Here is an 18,512-nt window from a genome sequence, read left to right as displayed (position 1 = left end):
TCCCTCTCAACCGGGATAACGATTGACGCGGTAGTACGCCTTCACGTGGTCGGTTTCCTTGTAGCGCACCTTGCGTTTCTCATCGTCGTTCTCACTGTCGGCCCGCGCGGGTGCAATCAGCGGTGACGCCAGCGTCGCGCCGGCGCCAACCGCGCCGACCCCGACCTTGCGAAGGAAATCACGACGGTCGACGGTTGCTTTCTTTTCGTTCTTCATCGTTTCTCTCCCAGACCAATCGTCATTGGTCAGTTCGCGAACCTAAATGCTTCAGCTTCGATTTCCAGAAACAGGCGACCAAGCGATCCCACCGATTGGTAGAATTTGGCGTTCGCTGCGCTCTCCATGTCGGCGAACAGGCGGCCCATCCAGGACGCCATATGCTTTTCGAAAAAGACGCGCTGTACTCCCGGCGCGGCCGGGAAGTGGCCAGAGGCAAGCCCCGCCATTATCTCGCACAGCGTCGCCGCGTGATCCTCCGGCTCGAAATTTTTCTGGGCCCGCTCGATGCCGAGTGCGGCAAGGTCTTCGCGCAAGCGCGACAGCGGGCGCTCGTTGAGAAAGCCAGTCAGATAATAGGATGCGTAGGGCAACAATTCGCCGCGCGCGAGGCCGACGAACAAATCGAGATATTCGCGTTCGACTTCGCCTGCGACCGCGATCGATGCGGCCTCTGCCACGGCGGCGTGGGCGTGCCCAAGCGGAGTCGCATCGTCGCGCAGCCGCGCGATCTGGCTAAGCAGCGCATTCGACGGCGCGTATGACAGCAAGGCACCGAGCAGCGCATATTCCTGCGCGCGCCCGGCGTCGACGGGATCAACGCCATCATGCGGCACAGCCAGCTCGGTATAGAGATCAGGACGAAGTTGTTTGCGCGACACGCCGGTCGCGGCTTCGACGGCGATCACCCGCTCTGCAGGCACCCTGCTCCAGTTCGAAACCGAAGGCTGGGCAATACCGATTTTCCGGGCAAGCTGGGCTATGCCGCCCGCAGCATCGATGGCACGATTGAGGCCTGCATCGCGCACGTGGACCCCCATCCAAAGGGCCAAGCGCCTAATTATTATTTATGTACAGAGACTAAGCGTGGCTCCCCAGGTCGTCAATCGATTCGACATAGCCTGAGGCTATGCCTTTCGTCGCAGCCTAACGCGGCAGTGCGCCTCCATGTGTGCGCCGCCGAAGCGCTGCCTCAGCGCGATCGGTCTCGGAAGGTTCCGGTTGCACCGCAGCGGGAACTTCTGACGGTTCGTCCCGTGAAAGCTCCCCTCCGGTGGCAAGATCAGCAACCGCTTCGGTGGGATGCGACTCCGATAGAGCGGCGCGCCCTGAATCGTTCGATTGGCGATCCTGCTTCCCTTCTGCGACCGCGGTCGCAAGGCTGTCCGCGGCGCTACGCACGCCCCCGACAATCCGGCCAACAAGTGCGTCAATCTGCTCTGCCGAGCAATCAAGCGGCCCGAAGCCGGGCATAGCATTCGGATCGTTGAAGTCCCAGGCGTTCTCCGCAAGGCCGACGAAGTCCCGGATGGCGGGATCAGCGGTCCAGGCGCGACGAAGAGCCGCACGACTCAGCTCCTGCGGAATGCCTTTGCGCAGGAACGCCGAGATGTCCGTTGCAGCGTCAATCGAATCGATTGGTGGCAAACGCGAGAGATCGACCTCAGCATCCACCGAACTTTCGGCTGCCGTGATCGGTGCCACATTCGGCGTCTCACCGGGTTCCGTCTGCGGCGGAGCGTCAGCGGCTGCCCTCGCCTCGCGCTTGCGGCGAGACCAGCGCGCAAGGAATTGCTTGTCGCTCATTCGTGCTCACCTTCATGATCACGTCGTGCCAGAGCCTCGGGATCGGCGCGGCTCTGCTTGCGCTTGACAAACTCCCTTTCGACGTGGTGTTCGGCGATGAAATTTTCAATCGCGCCGCGGATAGCTTCGGGCATCGGCACGGCTTCGACCAGATTGGCGCCTGCTTCCGTGAACGCCTCCCCTTCCGCGGGATCGGCCGTGACCGCCGATATCGCATAGGGCCTGGGGCCCTCCGATGGGCTCAACACGATCCAGATGCCGGGGGCGCCGGAGGTAATATTGTCGCGATAGAGCTGGGTTTCGGAGCGATAGAGATCGACCGTAGCGCTGCCGGCATAATACAGCGTGGCCTCGTCCTGCTCGCCCAGCACCGTCCATGGCTTCATCTCCGGCTCGTCGGGCAACACGCCGACGCCGCGCCAGACGAAATCGACCCACGGCGAGTCCGCCTTGCGGCGTTCGACCACGACGCCGACGAGAATGCGCAGCAAGGGTGTCGCAGCGGGGCTCAACTTGCCGCCTCCAGGTGTTTGACTGGCAATCCCCTCAGAAGATTCTGCGGCTTCATCCGCACGCCCTGATCCGGCGTCATCGCAAGGATCAGATAGACCGGCTCGCGCGCGATCGTGTCAGCCACGAGCGTAGCCTCGGCGAAGCTGAGACGGAATAGCGAGCAATTCCGGATGCAATCTGCGTTCGACCGCGCAGGCCTCTTCCGGCGGCATCAGCTCGGGACGCGCAAAATAGGCTTTCAGAAGCTCATCTGTGACCACTAGCCCGCCGCTCGCATTGCGATCGAGCAGATGATGGCCGCAGGAAATCCAGAAATCCTTCATCGGCGCGGCGGCTCCGAAGTCCTATCGGCAAGATTGACATCACTGTCGGGCTCAGTGTCATCCTCGACCTCCATGAAAGAGAACGCCCTGCTGTGACCCATCCCTTCCCGCAACTTCAACCTCCGGAATGACTCCCTGACCTCGCCATCGGTCGCCGTGCGGTGGACCGCAATCAGACTGCCGACGGGATGCGTGCAGAGCTGTTCCGCAAAGGCGATTTCCTCTTCGGCGGCAAGCTGTGCGGTTGCGAGATCGGGCGCGCCGAACCGGTCGACCAATTGCGCGGCAAGGAGTTCCACCAGGGCTCGACGATCGGCCGCCGTCGCCGGGACGATCTGCACCAGCGTCGACCAGCCCCATGATTGCACCCCGAGAAAGCCGCTGCGGAACGCCGAACGGTCCTTGCCCGTGAGCTTGCCGCGATCCCGATCGCAAAAGCGGAAGGCGCCCGACACAGCCCAGTCGCCAGGCTCCGCCGCCGCGTCGAAGACGAACGTGTCGGATCGATCAAGCGCGATGGTACGCAAGAGCTTCACCGGCGCGGTCCCCCGAGTTTCGGATCGAGCCAGGAAGGCACGGCCAGGGCTTTCACCAGGTCATACCGTTCGGTTTTGCCAGTACTGATCCGGTGCATGACGAGATCCCCGTTCTCTTCGATCCGCCGGCTGACCTGCCGTTCGCGCGACAGCCTGCCCAAGAATTCGCGTGCCAGGTTGCCAAATCCATTAATCTGCCAGGCGTCGACGGCCAGCATCAGATGTCGCGCAAAGCTCTCTGTCACCTGAACCGCGCCCGCCTCGCCAAATCCTTCCTGCTCCAAGGCGGCGGCAAGCGGATGAACACCTGGTTCCTGGTCAGTCATCGCGACGGTTCGGATCATGGCCCCGAATACCAGCCACGGCGGCGCCTCGTCCTCTTTCGCGGACGAAGGCCAACCGAGCCGCCCACCGCCGACCAGGCCGCCGTCGATGCGGATCGCGTCCGGCCAATCGATGCTGACCGACTTGTTCGGCGGCGCATAGGCGCGCAAGGCGTCGGTCAGCGCCACCATTCCGGCATAGAAAGCGCGGCGCGCGGTGTGCAATGGCTCGTTGGGTTCGAGCACCACCGCAAATTCCGCGAGATCGAACCGCCCGACATAGACCAGGGTACCTGCGCCGCTCGCTTCGGCGATATCGAGCGCGTGGGTGAAGGCGTCACGGCTTTCGCGCAGCCTCACCAGCGTGAACGGCGGAGGCAAATCGATGGGTTCCGATGCGAACGCGTCCGTGCGTAGGGTCGGTGACAGCTGTCGCTCCAGCTTCCTTTTCCGCTCCAATGAGCATAACTATACGAGACGGACCGCCGACGCGAGTCTGCTCGCAGCCGTTCCGCGCCTCTTTAGTCGGAGTGTTGGGCAAGGCATGGCACGTCCTCCCAAAACGATCCTGATGTGCTCGTGCGAAGACACGATGCGCCTCGATACGGCCGCCGTGAAGCGGGGATGCCGCAACAGCGAGATCGCGACCTTTCACCAGCTGTGCCGGGCCGAGCTTGATCAGTTTCGCAATGCCGCCAGGGCAGAGGGATCGCTCACCGTCGGCTGCACCCAGGAGGCGCCGCTGTTCTCGGATGAGGCAGGCGAGCGGGCGGAGCGTATCGATTTCGTCAACGTGCGCGAGACGGCAGGCTGGTCCACGGGAGGGGCCCAGGCGGGACCGAAAATGGCGGCCCTGCTCGCCGCCACCGCCGAGCCGGCGCCTGATTTCCCGCTCGTCAACCTGTCGAGTGAGGGGGTGATCCTGATCTATGGTCGCGACGAGAGCGCGGTCGAAGCCGGCAGACTGCTGGCCGATCATCTTGATGTCACGGTCATGATTACTGGGGCCGTGCAGATCGCGCCGCCGGCTGTCACTTCCTTCCCCATCGTCAAGGGAACGATCCGCAACGCCAAGGGCTATTTCGGGGCCTTCGAGCTCGTCATCGACGATTACGCGGCACTCCGCCCCTCCTCGCGCGATACCTTGATCTTCGAAACTTCCCGCGATGGCGCGACCTCGCGTTGCGATCTCGTTCTTGATCTCTCTGGCGGTCCGCCACTCTTTCCCGCCCATGATCTGCGCGACGGGTATCTCCGCGCCGATCCGCGGGACCCGGCGGCGATGCTGCGCGCGGTGCTCAAAGCACGTGACCTCGTCGGAAGCTTCGACAAGCCGAAATACATCAATTTCGCCGCGGAACTCTGCGCCCATTCGCGTTCAAAGCTGACGGGATGCCACCGCTGTCTCGATCTTTGCCCGACCAGCGCAATTACGCCGGACGGCGATCACGTCAGGATCAGCGCCGAAATCTGCGCCGGATGCGGCCAGTGCGCCGCGGCCTGCCCGACCGGAGCGGCCTCCTATGCGCTGCCGCCTGCCGACACGCTGCTGCACAAGTTGCGCGCCATGCTGCTGACCTATCGCGACGCCGGCGGCTCCGGGGCCATCGTGCTGTTCCACGACGGCCAACACGGCAGCGCGCTGATCGATGCGCTCGCCCGCCATGGCGACGGCCTTCCGGCCAACGTGCTGCCGCTAGCCGTCAACGAGGTGACGCAGGTCGGCCTGGAGGCGATCGCGGCGGCCTTCGCCTACGGCACGGCAGCTGTGCGTTTCCTTCTGCGGGCAAAACCCCTGCACGACATCGCCGGACTTTCGCAGACGCTGGCGATGGCCGATGCCATTCTTTCCGGGCTGGGATTTTCGGGGCGCCGTGTTTCGACCATCGAAACGGACGATCCGGATGCGCTCGGCGAGGCGCTGCGGGGGATAGAACCGGCGCCGACCGTGCAGCACCCCGCAACGTTCAGGACGGTCGGCAAGCGGCCCGATCTGCTTCGTTTCGCCCTGAGCGAACTGCACCGCGTCGCGCCCGCTCCGACCGACGTGATTGCGCTGCCCGAGGGCGCACCGCTCGGCGCAATCAGCGTCAATGTGGACGGATGCACGCTGTGCCTGTCCTGCGTATCGGTGTGTCCCACCGGCGCGCTGCTCGACGATCCCGAACGTCCTTCGCTCAAATTTGTCGAAGACGCCTGCGTGCAGTGCGGCTTGTGCGAGAGCACATGCCCGGAAAAGGTCATCACGCTGAAGCCGCAGATCGACTTCCGCGCCGCCAGGGCAAGAACCCAGATCATCAAGGAAGAAGAGCCGGCGCTTTGCATCCGTTGCAACAAGCCGTTTGGCGTCAAGAGCACGATCGACAAGATCGCGGCGAAGCTCGAAGGCCGGCACTGGATGTTTCCCGCGGGCGACAAGCGGCTGGATGCAATCAGGATGTGCGCCGACTGCCGCGTCATTACGATGAGCGAGCAGCAATTCGATCCGTTCGCCGGCGTTCCCGAGCGCGCGCCGTCGCGTACGACAGACGATTATCTGCGCGAACGTGAGAGCAAGGGATAGCTATTTGGCGGTCGCGCGTGCGAGAAAGTCGGTGAGCGCCTTGCGGTCCTCGGGCGACCCGATCCGTTGCTCCGGCATCTTGGTGCCGGGCGTATAGGCGTTCGGGCCGACCTCGAACAGTTTTGCGACGGTCTCCGGAGTCCATACGATGGACATGCTTTTCAGCGCATCGGAAAAGCGATAGCCGGGCAACGACGCGATCCTGCGGCCGAACAATCCAGCAAGGGTCGGGCCGGCGCGCGCATTGTCCTTCTCTGACAGCGTATGGCAGGCAACGCAGGCCCTGAATATTTCCGCGCCGTGGTCCCCTACAAAGGCTGCCAGCGGATCGGCCGGCGTTCCGCTCAGCGAGGATCCGATCGGGTCACCGGTCAGTGCATTCCAGCGTCGGATCGCACCGTCTGCGCCGCCCGTCAGCACGGTCGCGTTATCGGGCAAGAATGCCACGGACCACACCGGCAAACCCGGACCGCCGAGCGTTCGCAGCACGCTTCGCGCCTTGCGATCGATGAGCGCTACGGCGCCGCCTATGCCGGCCGCCGCGATCAACGTCCCGTCTCGAGACATCGCCAGCGCGACAATCGGTGTCGGACCGGCCTGAACCTCGCCGGCCTCCTTCGCCCCCACGGTCAGAAAGCGTACTTTCCCATCGGCACCGCCCGCTGCGATTTCTCCGTCAGGCGCGATCGCCACCGCGTTGAGGGGCGATGTCAGCGTGATGACATCCGGCGGTCCGTCCGGCAGCGGCCAGATGCTCACCGCAAGGTCGTAACCGACGCTGACCAGCGATTTTCCGTCCGGCATGAAGGCAACGCCGTTGACGTTCTGCAAGTGGCCCTCCAGCACGCGCTTCGCACCGGAACCAAGCGGCCAAAGCCGCACGCTGCGATCCCAGGATGCGGATGCCAGCATCGAACCGTCGGGCGAGACGGCAAGTCCCGAAATCGGTGCGCGATGGCCTTCAAAGACCTCGTCCGGCTGTTGCCGGCCCGCCGTCCAGATGGCTATCCGCGCATCGGCTCCAGCGGTTGCCATGCGGCCGTCCCGCAGGAAGACGGCCGCATTCACTGCGTCAGAATGAAAGCGAAGAACCTGCTCCGCGGAGTCGGTCGCAAGCGACCATCGGATGGCGGAAGTGTCGAAACTGCCGGAAAGGACGCTCTTCCCGTCGGCTGAAATGGCCAGCGCTCGAACCGGTCCACCATGGCCGGAGAGCTGAGCCCAGGCAGCTTCGACATCCAGCGACAGCGCTGCAGCGATTGCGCAGAGATACAGGCGCAAGTTCATCGCTCATCCATCGCTGTCGTGCTGGCACGCGAAGCGCGATCGTGCCTCAATCCGACCAGACGGTAAAGGACCTCGCGGCGCGAGGTCAAACCGGATCCATCGAACTATTAGTGAGGCTTCACGACGGTCTTGCTTGAGCCTTCGGGTGCGGCTTGCATACTGGGCGGGCTTTGCCCTTGAAGACCCTCGGCGGGAGACGTGCGGCCGGTTGTCGAATTGAGCGAAATTCCCTTCGTTTGATCCGTCTGCGCCTCCGCCAATCCGCAGGCCAAGGCCAAGCAAGGCATAGTGAGGCCGCGACGAACCGCACCGGAGTTTTCCGCCTCGTTGTCGATTGTCCAGGTTCAAAGGCAAACCCGCCTTCAGTTCCATGTTGCACTGCGGCAGAGCGCAGGTTTTCCCGTCCGGTGGGGCGTTGGCTGCGCGCTTTTATCATCTTGAGCCGTAGCCGCCCGGCAACCTATCGTGCACTTCCTTCGTCAGAAGGAGGGCGAGATGCATATACGATTCAAGGCGTATGGGCACTTCCTTTCAATTTGCCGGTCGCTCCGCGATCTAATGTCGCCGCACGATCAGAGTGTCACAACAGAGACCTCGCCCTCACTCGTTTTCGCCACGGCCGTGTTGGCGCTTCTTTTGACGATCCTAGAGATAGATCTTCACCGAACTGAACTGCATCTAGTGGGGCTTATGTATGATGCGGACGCCCTTAATCCTATTTTTATGAGCCCATAGATTTTTTGCATAGTCGAACTCCTTACCACCTTGTCGGAATGATAGGAGTCACGGCCGACTCACCCCCTCTGTATGAACTCTCTATCTGTAAGCGATCAACTGTCCGATTCAATGCTTTCCGCCAAAGCGCGGAACTTTCGATCTGCTCAGCGTGATCAGGCTGATTCATAGCCATTTTGCAGTCGAAAGATACTCGCAGCGGGCACCGAATAGAACGGCATGACGCCGGCATAGATGAAGCCGAACAACCCAGCGACAACGTAGAACGCGGCGAGTTTGCGCACGAAACCATAGGCCAGCGCGCCGGCGATGAAATGATACGGGCTCAACCAACCGTCATCATAGACGTCACTACGTCGCGAGACGCTTCGGCGATCGCGGCGCGATCAACGCCCATCGACCGCCGTAGGCGCTGGAGGCCTCGTCGCCAACGCCGGTCCCGCCATTGATTTAACTGAGAGTATCGGCCTCACCAAACCTAGCATTCCATAACAGCCCATTCTGCGAATTGGGCCCTCGCAAAGTTCGGCTTCAGCAATTCCCGACTTGCCGAACAAGCTCACATCTTCCTGAATATCTGCCCCGCTGATGCCAGAGCGCTGTCAATTCAGCCGCTCACGTCGGCTGTCTCTAGATTTACTTTGATCTGCCGGTGCACGCATCGTGCACACACAACCTTCTTTTGAAAAACTTGAATTATCGTTCCAATCCATCATAAGCTAGCTTGAGCTAGCTAGAGCCAAGCAGATCGAGGCTAACCAAGAGTGGTCCGCTTTGCGCCAAGAGCTGCCACTCGCTCCCGAGCAATTTCGCACGCGCAGCGAGGCCCATCCTCAGCCGCGAGCGACAAGCGCGACCGGATGCGTTTTCCGAAGACGCGGTTCTCACGTCCGATACCGGAGTTCGCCCGTGCGGACGGCTTTGCTCTACTGAGCACCCACATCACCGCTATAGATCGAGGGCCGCGACCTGGATGGACACGACTTGATAACGGGTCGCCCGCACGGGGACGAAGCAACGGCTTCGCCGACCCGCAACGGCCGTCCGGCGCATCAACTCGACGAGCCGTCGCCGGGCAGCGACCCGTCGCCATCGATCTGCCCCAGAAAGGTGCGGCGCTCCATGACGGGCGCCACCATGCCCGGGATGTATGCGTCGGAGACAAAGCGGCGGCAGTGCTCCTCGAAAACCGTGACCAGGCGAGGCTTGCGGCTTTGCGACAACGTCAGCACGCCAATCACCATCGGCCTGTGGTCACCGGACAAGCGAACCCGGGAGACGCGCCGTCCGTCCAGCGCGAGCTCGCAACGTGGGCGAACGTTCGCCAGCGTGTAGCCGTAGCCGTTAGCTACCATCGTCCGGATCACATCCTGGTGCGTCGAGCGCGATGCAATGTTGGGCTCAAGGCCCTCCTTCATGAACATGCTGAGAAAATATTCGCGGCTGATCGGCAGATCCAACAGGATCAACGGCTCGCGTGCCAGTTCCTGCAGACTGACGGCAGAGTGTCGCGCCAAAGGCCCCGCCTCGCTGACCACGACGTGTGGCGGCAGGCTCGCCAACGGCAGAAACTCGAACTCGTCGGGAATCAACAGGTCATAGGTGATCGCAACGTCGAGTTCGGCACTTAGCAGACGCTCCAGCAACTGCTCATGGTCGGCGACCGTCTGGACGATGCGCGATTCCGGATAGGTCGACGTGAACGAATGCGACAGCTCCGGCATCACCATCGGCGCGAGCGTGATGAAGCAGCCCAGCGACAATTGTCCACGGACGCGCTCCCCGACCTCGGAGGCGACTGAATAGACATGCTCGGCCTGTTCGATCAGTTGCTTTGCCTCGACCAGCAAAAGCCGGCCGGCTGATGTGAGCGAGAGCCCTTGCGCATGGCGACGGATGAAAAGCTGGGTTCCGAGTTCCTCTTCCAGATGCGCGATCGCCGTCGAGATCGAAGGCTGCGATATGTTGACGCGCTCGGAGGCCAGAGTGATGCTTCCCGTCTCGGCCGTCGCGATGAAGTACTCGATCTGGCGTAGCGTGTATCTCATGTGGCGCTATTGATCCCTGCGGAACATGGCCGATAGCGACCACACCCTCTTGCTGGCATGGGCGCCGATCGCGTTTCTTCGGCCTGAATATAGCAGGATTGACCGGGCTGAACCCGCCCATCGGCCGTTCAGATCCGGCTTTCACCGGCCACGCCAAAGCGGGGCGCTTCGGACGGATTGCTCGCGCGCCGGACATAGTCTTCGACCTGGGGTTCGTAGCAGGTCCAGGCCTCCTCGAGCGCGGCGATCGGCCGGTCGCTCCAGTCGACCCGCAAGTCCACAATCGGCCAGGACACATCTCGCACCACGCAAAGACCCGCGGAGCGGACCGGGCCGGCCTCCCCGCCCTGGTCGAGCCCCGCCTGCAGGGCTGCGACCAGCCGCGTGGCAAACGGCTTGCCGGCGGTGGCCTGATAATTCTGGACCATCGCGGCCGGCACCTGGTCATTGGCCAGCAAGTTGCCGGCAGCAATCACGCCATCGCCGGGATGGATGGCGTGGATGCCGAGCGTGTTGCTGCCGGAATGGAACGCCACGCGCCCAACTGCGTCGACAAACGCAAGCTGCCGATAGGCGATGAAGGGGGTCGATGCGACGACCGCATCGCGAACTTCACTGGCGCTCAGGCCCCGCGCCAGCAGGTCGAGACCGATCTGGCCCAGCACAGGATCGGTGATGTTCTGGCTCGCGACCGCGCCGGCTTTGGCGCGCAGATGAACGCAGCGTGCCGCAACTGCCGGCGAGGAGGACGAGATCACTATTCCGAACATCCCGGTGTCTGGACACCGGGCCGTCAGAGAAAACGTCATGCCGGCCTCATCGGTTGTCGGGAATGACGGCGGTGACGTCGACCTCGACCAGCCATTCTGGCCGCGCCAGCGCCGACACCACGAGACCGGTCGAGACCGGAAAGACGCCCTTCAGGTATTCACCGATCCTGCGATAGACCGGCTCGCGATAACGCGGGTCGGTGATGTAGATGGTGATCTTGCAGATGTCTTCGAGCCGCGAGCCTGCCTCCTCCAGAAGCATCTTGACGTTGGCCATCGCCTTGTCGGTCTGACCGACGGGATCGCCGATGGCGACATTCACCGCGGTGTCGAGATCCTGCCCGACCTGTCCGCGGACAAAGACAATGCTGCCCCTAGCAACCACGGCCTGGCACAGATCATTGTCGAGCTTCTGCTCAGGATAGGTGTCCCTGGTGTTGAACTTACGGATGCGCGTGTGGGTCATCGGGCTGTCCCGGGTGGTCATTGGAGCGATGAGGCTTGACCAGCGGCACGACCTCGTGCCGCAGGCGGTTATGGTTACTTTGGCTCGGGTGAGACGATGCGCTGGGCCCTGCCATAGGTGCGGTCCGCGTAGATCAACGCCGTGCCCAATCCCATCGTCACCGAGCCCACCGCGCCGATGAAGATGCGATGCGTGCCGACCCGTTCGGCTGACAGCACGCGGCAGTCGAACGCCACGACCGCGTCGGCCAGACGCGGCGCCCGCGTGTCACCCTCGACCCATCTGCCATAAGCAAACTTGTCGGCATCCCCGAGCTTGCGCCCGCCGAAGCAGTCGGCGATGCTGGATTGATCGTCGCGCAGAATGTTGATGCAGAACACGCCGTTTTCGACGATCGCCGCCGCCGTCTTGCTCTGGTGATGGATGCAAACCAGCACCGTTGGGCTGTTGCCGTCGGCGGAAATTGATGACATTGCCGAGACCGTAACACCGGCGCGGCCTGCCGGGCCGTCGGTCGTCACGACGTTGACGCAGAATGCGGCACGGCTCATTCCATCAAGGAATTGCGCACGAAGTTCCGGCGCGGCCTGTTGCAAGCTGATGGCTGACACGAAAGACCTCCTCTGCGTGCGTTACTATTCGGCGGCGTCCCTGACCTGACCGAACCATTGGCTCACGGCGCGATCGCCGGTCCGGCCACCCTTCGCGTCGAGGACCTTTCTGGACAGCCCTGCGGACCTGCGGACGAAGTCCAGCGGACCGTCCCAATCGAAATTGCGATAGACTGCGGCAAGATGCGCGAACGGCGCCGATTGCGCGAACAACTGGAACGTCAGGCGATGACCGGCATAGTCCGAGTTCAGGAGATCGCGGGCAAAGGCAAGCAGCCGCCGCCTGTCATCGGCGACCCACTGATCATTGATCGTGTAGAATTTGTCGAGCCATGGCCCGGTCTCGGCGTCGTCGAACGCCGCCTTGTCCGGCGTCACGCAGATCTGCCCTCCGCACAATTCGCGTGCGATATGCATCATCTCGTGGAGTTGCGAGCAGGCCAGCACGCGTCCGGTATAGAGCAGCGACTGGTTCGGCATCATCAGGCCGCCGGGACTGCGCTCGGGCAGTGCAATCGCCGCGGTGAGATGGGCGTTGATGCCCTCCCGATAGATGGCGAGCCGCGAGAGCTTCTCCTGCACCGCCTGCTGCTTCTCAAGCCCGGTTTGACGGACGTTGAAAAGCGCCGCGCCGATCAGCATGTCGGCGAGCTTGAGGTTGCGCTGCACGAAAGCAAAGGCCGAATAGCGATGCAGCGTCGCGCGGATGAACACCGCGGCCTTGGTGTGCCGGTAGAACAGAACGTTCTCCCAGGGGATTAGGACGTTATCGAAAATGACGAGCGTATCGACTTCGTCGAACCGGTTGGACAGTGGATAGTCGTCGATCGGCGCGCGGCCCGCGAAACCGGTGCGGCAGATGAACTTCAGTCCGGGCGAGCTCAGATCGCAAATGAAGCCGACGGCATAGTCCGAATAAGCGGCATCTCCCCAATTAGCGATTGTCGGCTTGGTGAAGGCCTGATTGGCATAAGCCGCGGCTGTTTCATATTTTGCCCCGCGCACAATGATGCCGGCATCCGTTTCCTTGACGACATGCAGCAGCATGTCCGGATCCTGGTCCTGCGGCGCCTTCGAACGATCGCCCTTGGGATCGGTGTTCGCCGAGACGTGGAACGGATCGGTATGAAGAACCTTGAAGATATGGTTACGAATGTTCTTCGAGAATTGCGGATCGACCTCGTTGAGCACGTCCTGCCCGTCGAACAGCGACCACATTTCGCCGACAGTCTCGTCGCCGACGCGCGTGACCACGCCGCCTATATCTTCCAGCACCGTGTCGGTCGCGCGGCGCTTGTCCCACCAGTCCTGCTGACTGAACGGCAACTTGTTGTTGATGGCATGAACCTCGCCATCCTCCCGATAGGTCATCAGGTGACGGGTCGCCGGATCATGCTGGAGGTCGTAGATGCGGGCGCGAATATCGATCAGGGGCTGGAACGATGGATGAGCGGTGACGTCCTTGATCCTCTCACCGTTCATGTAGACGGCGCGACTGTCCCGAATGGAGGCCTTATATTCTTCACCGGTCCGTATCATGTCCGCTCCTGTTTCGTCTTCTCGGTGGCCTGGTTGGCACTATCGCGTGTCGGTAAGCAAAGAAAAAATAGAACTTTCCGGCGCTCTGCTTAGCGGCAGCCGAACCACGGCGCTCCGAGGCGTCCATGCCTCAGCCGCAGCTCAGTGCGCGTAGGACGGATCTTCGGCATCAAGAATGCGCTTCATCTCCTCGAAATGAGCGATCGAGAAGTCGGTGATCCGCTCCCAATCCTGCGCGGTGTTTTCGGCGACCTCGTCGGGCAGAACCTTGAGCGGCTGGCCGGTTGCGTAGGCCTGCACCAGGATCTGACAGCTGCGCTCAAGCGTATAGATGTCATCGAAGGCTTCGCCGATGCTGCTCGCGGTGACGAGCACGCCGTGATTCCCCATCATCAGCCGCGACTTGTTGCCGAGCAGCCGGGCCAGGCGGGCGCCCTCCTGCTCGCTGTCGGCCATTCCGGCGTAGCTTTCGTCGATGGCGAGCCGGTTGAAGTAGCGCGCCGTATTCTGATCGATCGGCCTGACGCTCGGATCGGCCAGCGACGCGATCGTCGTCGCGAAGGGCGGATGCAGATGCATCACGACCCGGGCCTGGGGCAGTTGCTTGTGCATCTGGCCATGGATCGCCCATGCAGTCGGATCGACATCGGGCCTGTCCTTCACACCACTCGCGTCATCGAGATCGAACAGCACGAGGTCGCTGGCCTTGATGCGGGAAAAATGGCGCCATTTCGGATTCATCAGGAATTTTCGGCCGTCAGCCGAGACGGCGGCGCTGAAGTGGTTCGCGACAGCCTCGTGCATGCCGAGCCTGGCGACGATGCGGAACGCCGCAGCGAGATCAATGCGGAGTTGCTGTTCATCCGGCGCTGCGGTGGAGTGGTTCATCTGTCGCTCCAAGGAATCTGAAGGCGTCTCGAATGGGCCAGCTGAGATTTACGGACTCCGCTCCAAGGGGTAAAATAGGAAAATCGTGGCCGGTGATTACTGTGAAACTATAGCTGCAAGTGCCGCCGCATCGGGCGCAAAGATCAATGCATAGTCAATCACTGCCCAATAATTCCGCACTCCGGCCGATTAGGCCTCGTCTAAGCAAAGGGCCCGGATTTCGTAATTTACACATTGCGGCTCCGGACGGCTTACTTTGCGCAAGTTGACCCGACAGGACCTGTAATGGACGCGATCCGCGCCTTTCCACCCCTTCGAAGCCGCCGTAGCGATGCGTTTCGGATGTTGTGGCGATTGGCGCGTAATGACTTCGGTCCGGAGGTCGACGATGTGGCATCCGACCGGGCTCCGGCAGGTGAGCCCGCGGAGCAGTCCTCGCGGGTCAAACTGCATGTCCGCGGCATCGCGAAGGCCTACGGCACCTCGATGGTGCTCAAGCCGCTCGAATTGAAGGTCGTTGCCGGCGAGCTATTGGCCGTTCTCGGCCCATCGGGCTCGGGGAAGACGACGCTGCTGCAGATCATCTGCGGGCTGGTCGAGCCGTCAAGCGGCCGTCTTGTCATCGACGGTCGTGATGAGACCGACAATCCCGCCGACAAGCGCGATATCGGCGTTGTCTTTCAAAACTATGCGCTGTTCCCTCATCTCACCGTGCGGGAGAATGTCGCATTTCCCCTGCAGATGCGCGGAACGCCGGCAGACAAAGTGCGGAGCAGGGTCGAGGCGACGCTCGCAATGGTCGGCTTGTCGGAGTTCGCCAGCCGCTTCCCCCGGGAGCTGTCAGGCGGCCAGCAGCAACGCGTGGCGCTTGCCCGCTGCTTCGTTTACCGGCCATCGCTGATCCTGATGGATGAGTCGCTATCCGCGCTGGACAAGAAGCTGCGGGATAGCATGCGGATCGAGATCAAGCGGCTGCACCGGGAGACCGGCGCGACCATCATCTTCGTGACGCACGACCAGGAGGAGGCGCTGGCGCTGGCCGACCGCATCTGCCTGATGAACGACGGGCGGATCGAGCAGCTAGGCAAGCCTGAGGACATCTACGAGCGGCCCGCCAACACGTTTGTTGCCGACTTCATCGGTGCGTCCAACCTTATCTACGGGACCATCGCCGCAGGCGGTCGCATCGAGACTGCCGATGGCGTCTTGCCGCTGCCCGACGGTTGCTCCGCGCCGGTGGGCGAACAGGCCGCACTGGTCGTCCGCCCTGAAAAGCTCCTGCTCTGCAAGAATGATGACGGCTTCCTGTCCGGCCGCGTCGAGGAGAGCATTTATGCAGGCTCGGAGACGAGACTTCTGGTCCGGCTTCCCAGCGACACCGTGTTGACCGTACGCCGTGACGCCGGTTTGCCGCCGGTTGCGATCGGCGAAAATGTCTTCCTGCGCTGGGACCGCCAACAGGCCCGCCTGCTCGAGGGCGGCTCAGCCGCGGCGATCACATGAGCAAGGCCTGCGAGCGCCGCCACGCGGCTTTCGATTGCGAAAACCGACACCTGTATCACGGAGAACAATAAATGTCTGCCATCACCACGATCACGCGACGCAAGCTTCTGAAGGCTGCCGGCGCGGCTGCATCGGGCGTTGCACTCCCGGCGGTCTGGAGCGGACGAGCTGGCGCGACCGAGCAGATCACGGTCGCCGACGTCGGCGGCGCGCCGGGACAAGCGCTGCGGACCGCCTTCTATGATCCTTTCGAGAAGGCGACCGGCATCCGCGTCGAAGGCGTCGCCCATGAATCCGATCCCGTGACCCAGTTCAAGCTGGTCGTCGACACCGGCAGCAAGATCTGGGACGTCTGCATGGTGACGCCGGATGACGTGGCGCGGCTGACCGCGGACAAGAACTATCTCGAGCCGCTTGAGATATCCAAAGGCCCGGATGACGAGCTCATTCCGGGCGCGCTGTTGCCGAACTGGTTCGGCTTTTCGGCCTACGGTATCGTCATGGCCTATCGCAGCGACGTCTACAAGAAGGATGCCCCGACCGGATGGGCGGACTTCTGGGACACCGCCAAGTTTCCCGGGCGCCGCGGCCTGTATCGCAGTCCGAAGGGCGTGATGGAAGCAGCACTGCTGGCGGACGGCGTGGCACCGACGGATCTCTATCCGCTGGATATCGATCGCGCCTTCGCCAAACTGGACAAGCTTCGCTCGGACGTTGCGGTGTGGTGGACGAGTGGCGCCCAGAACACCCAGATCCTGCAAAGCGGCGAAGTCGACATGGCCGATACATGGTCGGCGCGCGCCTTTGCCGCGATCGATGCCGGCGCTCCCGTCAACATCGTCTGGAAGGGGCTCTATTCGATCGACGGCTGGTCGATCCCGCGCGGCACGCCGAAGCTCAAGCAGGCCCGCCAGTTCGTGCAGTTCTGCATGCAGGCCGAGCGGCAGGCGGCCTATTCGACCGTCGTCGCGAACGGTCCGAGCAATCTGAAGGCCTACAAATTCATTGCGCCGGAGCGCGCGAAGGTGCTTCCGACTCTTCCGGAAAATCTCGCCGGCCTCACCGTGCGCGACTACGCCTATTGGGGCAAGAACTACGCCGCGGTCTCCGATCGTTTCCAGGAATGGCTCTTGATGGGCGGAAAGCGCTGACGAACGGCGTCAGGCGGGCATGCAAACAAAGGTCGAGAGATGATCATGAGCAAGAAGCAGATGGTGATCGGTGCATTGATTCACGCCAATGGATCGCACGCGGCGTCCTGGCTGATGGACGAGGCGCGGCCACACGCCTCGACCGATATCGACTATTACCGCGAGATGGCGCAACTGGCCGAACGCGGCAAGTTCGACTTCTTCTTCATTGCCGACACCCCGGCGGCACGGACTGAGAACCTCAAGGTCTGGAGCCGCTCCCCCCTGTTCATGAACGTGCTGGAGCCGATCACCCTGCTGTCGGCGATCGCCGGCGCCACCACTCGTATCGGCCTCGGTGCGACCGCTTCCACGAGCTTCTTCGAGCCCTATAACCTCGCCCGGCAGTTCGCCTCGCTGGATCACATCTCACACGGCCGGGCCGCCTGGAACGTCGTCACCTCCGCCAACGACTACGCGGCGCGCAATTTCGGGCTCGATCGTTTGCCCCCGCATGCCGATCGCTACGCCAAGGCAAAGGAATTCGTCGATGTCGTCGAAGCGTTGTGGGACACGTGGGAAGACGGCGCTTTCGTCTACGACAAGACGACCTGCCTGAGCTTCCTGCCCGAGAAGCAACACCTGCTCGACCACAAGGGCAAATATTTCACCGTGCACGGCGCCCTCAACCTCGAACGGTCGCCGCAAGGCCGGCCGGTCATCATCCAGGCCGGCGCATCCGATACCGGCAAGGATTTCGCGGCCGAATACGCCGAAGTGGTGTTCGGATCGAGCGGCAATCTCGAAGGCGCCAAGGCATTCTATCGCGAACTGAAGGAGCGGATCGGCAAGTTCGGCCGTCGGCCGGAGGATCTGAAGATCGCCTCGGGCATTTCGGTCGTGATCGGCGAGACCGAGCAGGAAGCCCGCGACAAGCTCGAGAGCTGGCAGGATCTCATTCATCCCGACGTTGGCGTGATGCGGCTGGGGATGGACCTCGAAACGGATCTCTCGGATCTGCCGCTGGATGAGCCAGTGCCGAAACATCGAGTTCCGACATCGTCCAATCACCACCAGGCCTATTTCAACGAGATCGCCGGGATGATCCGCGAGGGTCTGACCTTGCGCGAGATCGCGAAACGCTACAATCGCAACAAGGCGACCTTCTGCGGCACCGTCAAGCAGATCGCCGATCACATGGAACACTGGATCGAGGCCGGCGCTTGCGATGGTTTCATGATCTCGTTCGTCGCCCTGCCGAGCACGCTCTCTGATTTCGTCGAGAAGGTGGTGCCGGAGCTGCAGCGCCGCGGCGTCTTCCGCCAAGACTATGAAGGCCGCACGCTGCGGGAGCACCTGGGCCTGTCGCGTCCGGATAATCGCTACGCCTCATCCACACCTGCATCGCCGGTCGCGAAGCGCGCGTAACCGGCGACGTCCAATTGTTGCAACGGATCGAACAGAGGCACTGACC

The 18,512-nt window shown here is 62.5% G+C and carries 19 protein-coding genes and 1 pseudogene; 4 read left to right on the top strand and 16 right to left on the bottom strand.

All coding sequences use genetic code 11. The features are described 5' to 3' along the window. Window positions 1-6: 6 nt before the first annotated feature. The 8 genes and pseudogenes from B5525_RS27650 to B5525_RS27620 all read right to left on the bottom strand — a co-directional run bounded on the left by B5525_RS27650 (window position 7) and on the right by B5525_RS27620 (window position 3,879). Window positions 7-216: a twin-arginine translocation signal domain-containing protein gene (locus B5525_RS27650; protein WP_079568838.1), complete on the bottom strand. Its 210-nt coding sequence runs from the start codon at window positions 214-216 to the stop codon at window positions 7-9. Between the two features lie 29 nt (window positions 217-245). Next, window positions 246-1,025 carry a molecular chaperone TorD family protein gene (locus B5525_RS27645; RefSeq protein WP_154073470.1) on the bottom strand — a complete coding sequence of 260 codons (780 nt, stop codon included), beginning with the start codon at window positions 1,023-1,025 and terminating at the stop codon, window positions 246-248. Window positions 1,026-1,143: 118 nt separating this feature from the next. Beyond that, window positions 1,144-1,803, bottom strand: a complete 660-nt coding sequence (locus B5525_RS27640; RefSeq protein WP_079568836.1) for a DUF3306 domain-containing protein — start codon at window positions 1,801-1,803, stop codon at window positions 1,144-1,146. Then, window positions 1,800-2,315 carry a DUF3305 domain-containing protein gene (locus B5525_RS27635; RefSeq protein ID WP_079568835.1) on the bottom strand — a complete coding sequence of 172 codons (516 nt, stop codon included), beginning with the start codon at window positions 2,313-2,315 and terminating at the stop codon, window positions 1,800-1,802. Before B5525_RS27635 ends, B5525_RS27640 begins: the two co-directional genes overlap by 4 nt. Beyond that, window positions 2,312-2,440: a hypothetical protein gene (locus B5525_RS47295; RefSeq protein WP_276328800.1), complete on the bottom strand. Its 129-nt coding sequence runs from the start codon at window positions 2,438-2,440 to the stop codon at window positions 2,312-2,314. Before B5525_RS47295 ends, B5525_RS27635 begins: the two co-directional genes overlap by 4 nt. Window positions 2,441-2,465: 25 nt before the next feature. Further along, window positions 2,466-2,639 (bottom strand): annotated as a pseudogene (locus B5525_RS27630) (DUF6352 family protein); the annotation flags it as partial. Further along, window positions 2,636-3,175, bottom strand: a complete 540-nt coding sequence (locus B5525_RS27625) for a DUF6505 family protein (RefSeq protein WP_079568833.1) — start codon at window positions 3,173-3,175, stop codon at window positions 2,636-2,638. The gene B5525_RS27625 and the pseudogene B5525_RS27630, both read right to left, overlap by 4 nt. Next, window positions 3,172-3,879, bottom strand: coding sequence for a biotin/lipoate--protein ligase family protein (locus tag B5525_RS27620; RefSeq protein WP_079568832.1), 708 nt, complete (start codon window positions 3,877-3,879; stop codon window positions 3,172-3,174). Before B5525_RS27620 ends, B5525_RS27625 begins: the two co-directional genes overlap by 4 nt. Window positions 3,880-4,090: 211 nt before the next feature. On the opposite strand from B5525_RS27620, the gene B5525_RS27615 reads away from it, so the two are divergent. Continuing rightward, the gene (locus B5525_RS27615; protein ID WP_079568831.1) at window positions 4,091-6,061 is read left to right on the top strand and encodes a 4Fe-4S binding protein; all 1,971 of its coding nucleotides are present in this window, start codon (window positions 4,091-4,093) and stop codon (window positions 6,059-6,061) included. Here B5525_RS27615 and B5525_RS27610 read toward each other — a convergent pair whose 3' ends face one another. From B5525_RS27610 to B5525_RS27575, 8 genes are all read right to left on the bottom strand, one after another. After that, window positions 6,062-7,348 carry a c-type cytochrome gene (locus B5525_RS27610; protein ID WP_079568830.1) on the bottom strand — a complete coding sequence of 429 codons (1,287 nt, stop codon included), beginning with the start codon at window positions 7,346-7,348 and terminating at the stop codon, window positions 6,062-6,064. It lies immediately after the preceding gene. A gap of 890 nt (window positions 7,349-8,238) precedes the next feature. Next, window positions 8,239-8,412, bottom strand: coding sequence for a hypothetical protein (locus tag B5525_RS44495; protein WP_154073469.1), 174 nt, complete (start codon window positions 8,410-8,412; stop codon window positions 8,239-8,241). A gap of 723 nt (window positions 8,413-9,135) precedes the next feature. Next, window positions 9,136-10,131, bottom strand: coding sequence for a LysR family transcriptional regulator (locus B5525_RS27600; RefSeq protein WP_079568829.1), 996 nt, complete (start codon window positions 10,129-10,131; stop codon window positions 9,136-9,138). 128 nt (window positions 10,132-10,259) lie between these two features. Next, window positions 10,260-10,940: a DUF1028 domain-containing protein gene (locus B5525_RS27595; RefSeq protein ID WP_079568828.1), complete on the bottom strand. Its 681-nt coding sequence runs from the start codon at window positions 10,938-10,940 to the stop codon at window positions 10,260-10,262. Window positions 10,941-10,947: 7 nt separating this feature from the next. Beyond that, window positions 10,948-11,367 carry a RidA family protein gene (locus B5525_RS27590; protein WP_079568827.1) on the bottom strand — a complete coding sequence of 140 codons (420 nt, stop codon included), beginning with the start codon at window positions 11,365-11,367 and terminating at the stop codon, window positions 10,948-10,950. 74 nt (window positions 11,368-11,441) lie between these two features. Then, the gene (locus tag B5525_RS27585) at window positions 11,442-11,978 is read right to left on the bottom strand and encodes a flavin reductase family protein (protein WP_244567601.1); all 537 of its coding nucleotides are present in this window, start codon (window positions 11,976-11,978) and stop codon (window positions 11,442-11,444) included. 24 nt (window positions 11,979-12,002) lie between these two features. Then, a complete protein-coding gene (locus B5525_RS27580; RefSeq protein WP_079568825.1) occupies window positions 12,003-13,517 on the bottom strand; it encodes a 4-hydroxyphenylacetate 3-hydroxylase family protein in 1,515 nt (504 codons plus the stop codon). Window positions 13,518-13,658: 141 nt separating this feature from the next. Further along, the gene (locus B5525_RS27575; RefSeq protein ID WP_079568824.1) at window positions 13,659-14,405 is read right to left on the bottom strand and encodes a class II aldolase and adducin N-terminal domain-containing protein; all 747 of its coding nucleotides are present in this window, start codon (window positions 14,403-14,405) and stop codon (window positions 13,659-13,661) included. A gap of 354 nt (window positions 14,406-14,759) precedes the next feature. On the opposite strand from B5525_RS27575, the gene B5525_RS27570 reads away from it, so the two are divergent. The 3 genes from B5525_RS27570 to B5525_RS27560 all read left to right on the top strand — a co-directional run bounded on the left by B5525_RS27570 (window position 14,760) and on the right by B5525_RS27560 (window position 18,466). Continuing rightward, window positions 14,760-15,908: an ABC transporter ATP-binding protein gene (locus tag B5525_RS27570; RefSeq protein WP_244567600.1), complete on the top strand. Its 1,149-nt coding sequence runs from the start codon at window positions 14,760-14,762 to the stop codon at window positions 15,906-15,908. Between the two features lie 71 nt (window positions 15,909-15,979). Then, window positions 15,980-17,059 carry an ABC transporter substrate-binding protein gene (locus tag B5525_RS27565; RefSeq protein WP_079568822.1) on the top strand — a complete coding sequence of 360 codons (1,080 nt, stop codon included), beginning with the start codon at window positions 15,980-15,982 and terminating at the stop codon, window positions 17,057-17,059. Between the two features lie 45 nt (window positions 17,060-17,104). Further along, entirely contained in the window at window positions 17,105-18,466 is a 1,362-nt protein-coding gene (locus B5525_RS27560; RefSeq protein WP_172899989.1) for an LLM class flavin-dependent oxidoreductase, read from the top strand. Window positions 18,467-18,512: the final 46 nt, after the last annotated feature.

Origin of the sequence: Bradyrhizobium erythrophlei, from assembly GCF_900129505.1 — a bacterium.
GTDB classification, from domain to species: domain Bacteria; phylum Pseudomonadota; class Alphaproteobacteria; order Rhizobiales; family Xanthobacteraceae; genus Bradyrhizobium; species Bradyrhizobium erythrophlei_D.
This window is presented reverse-complemented; position numbering and strand designations above follow the sequence as displayed.